At 59.9% G+C, this 2480-nt stretch carries 2 protein-coding genes; both read right to left on the bottom strand.

Annotated features, from left to right (window positions below; all coding sequences use genetic code 11):
- Positions 1-257 precede the first annotated feature (257 nt).
- Positions 258-1511, bottom strand: a complete 1254-nt coding sequence (locus AC3B8H_RS20345; RefSeq protein ID WP_488443343.1) for a glutamate-5-semialdehyde dehydrogenase — start codon at positions 1509-1511, stop codon at positions 258-260.
- Between the two features lie 200 nt (positions 1512-1711).
- The coding region (locus AC3B8H_RS20350; RefSeq protein WP_488443344.1) for a hypothetical protein at positions 1712-2480 on the bottom strand (769 nt) is incomplete at its 5' end.

The raw sequence follows: 2480 nt of genomic DNA on the forward strand, positions 1-2480 counted from the left end.
ACAGTTTAATTCAGAATGTCGGGCAACTTAGCTCTTGCACTTGCACTTGCAAGCCCTATCGATTCGGTCCTGAAACGCTTTAAGCATTCGTACCGAGCGCGAAACGCTTTTTGATCGCTTGCGTACCAAGAATCAGCGGCGGGGCGAAGCGCTTTACAACCCGCTTGTCTCCCGCCGGCACATCCTGTTTCGCGGCGGTAATTCTCCCCGGCTTGGAAATTGGCAGGCTTTGAAATTGGAACGCTGAAGTCCGCCAACTAATCCCGCAAATGCCCATCCCCCACCGCCACCCATTTGTAGGTGGTCAGCTCGTCGGGCCCGACCGGACCGCGCACGTGGAGTTTATCGGTACTGATGCCGACCACCGAACCCAAACCGTAATCGCCTCCGCCGGACAGACGAGTCGAGGCATTGATCATCACCGACGCCGAATCCACCTGCTCCTCGAACCGTTGGGCCAGACTCAGGCTTTGGGTGACAATGCCGTCGGTGTGACCGGAACCATAGTGGTTGATGTGATCTATCGCGGCCTGGATGCCGGCCACGACTTTCACCGACAAAACCGGGGCCAGATATTCGGTGAACCAATCTTCCTCGCTCGCGGCGGCGATGCCCGGCAACATCGCCAGGGTTTTCTCGCAGCCACGCAGCTCGATTTGACGCGCCGCGAACGCCTCGTAAAGCAGCGGCAGTAACTGTCCGGCCGATTCGGCATCAACCAACAGAGTTTCCAACGCATTGCAGACCTGCACGCTTTGACATTTGGAATTCACCGCCAAGGCCACCGCTTTCTCGGGCTCGGCGTCTCCGGCTAAATATAAGTGGCAAATGCCGTCGTAATGCTTGATGACCGGAATTCGAGTTCCCTCGGCGATACGCTGTATCAAACTCTTCCCGCCGCGCGGAATCAGCACATCGATATAGCCGTCCATTTTCAGCAATTCGCCAACCGCTTCATGGCCGGGCGTGCGAATAATTTGAATCGCGTGTTGCGGCAAGCCGGCCGCGACCGCGCCGGCAACCATCGCATCAGTTAGAATGGCATTGGTTTGCAAGGCTTCCGAACCGCCGCGCAAAATCACCGCGTTGCCACTTTTAATACAGACGCCGGCGGCATCGGTGGTGACGTTGGGGCGCGACTCGTAAATCATGCCGATCACCCCCAGCGGCACCGATTTCTTATACACCCGCAGGCCGGCCGGATTGGTATGGCCGGTCAGTACCCGATTCAGCGGATCGGGCCGCTGCGCGACTTTAGTCAGACGCGACAACATGTAATTGAAGGTTTTGTCGTCTATCGTCAGTCGTTTGACCATCGCGTCAGACTGGCCCGCGTCGCGCGCGTTGCCGATTTCCAGCGCGTTGACTTCCAATACTTGTTGCTTAACCGACGCCAGCGCTTCGGCCATTTTCGCCAAGGCCTGATTGCGGGCGGCCGCCGACGCCGAGGCCAATTGACGAGCCGCCGCGCGGCTTTGTTGAGCGATGGTTTGCACGGAATCAAAGTTCATAGTCAGCAATGCGGTTTGAATAAGACGATGGGATGGATAACAAGCATTATCCTACAAGATTGCCGCCGAAAGGCGCTGCACGGCCGGCCCCTTCGGCTCCGATCAGGCATCGTGCCTAAGATGCGGCGAACCTGTCGGCATTCCCCGAGCGAACCGGCCTACTATCGGCGCCGCCCACCCTCCCTTACAAACCTGGCGAATCAACCGGCAGGTGACGGCGGATTCGCGGCCGACGGACTTTGCACCGAACGCAGATAATCCAACACCCGAGCCTGCCGCCAACGGTCGTCGGCGGCGCAAGCGCCGAGCCGGGCCCGCCGGCAGGCGGCAATCGCCTCGTCGCGGCCCTGCTCGGTCCACGGCCGCAGATCGTCAGGCGTCTGGTTCAACAGCTCCACCGCCAATTCGGCCGGCGGCGGCGGGCCGTCGCGCAGCCAGGCTTCCGCTTGCTCGAAGCCATCGCGGCACATCAGCGCGATCATGTAATCGCAAGCGGACTGCAAACCGGGGCGCAACCGGCCGGAACTGACCGATACCATCGGCAATAATGGCGCCAACGACGGCAATAGATGATTGGCGTAAACCGTCGCGCCCCAATAGCTTTCGGCGGTACGGCGAAAATGCGCCAAATCGCGCACCGCCAGCAAGCCGCTGGTTTCCAGCGGCAGGATTTCCACCGGCGGTTTGGCGACATCGACGGTGTCGTTGGCGACATCCACATACAATCCACCGACTTGCAACGCGTTTTGAAAATACTGCTCGCGCAACACCCCCCACACCGAGCGCACGAAACCGCCATGAGTGATGAACTCGTGCAGCGAGCGTTCGATAGGTGTCTCGGCCAGTCTCAACCGGATCGCTAACAGCGCATACAGCTCGCTGGTAATCTCCTCGCAGCGCCCGTATGGATAGGCTTTGCCGCCGGCATCGGGCAGTTTGGGCGCCAGCCGGGCATCAACCTCGGCCCGC

The organism is Methylomonas sp. BG-2 (assembly GCF_057766305.1).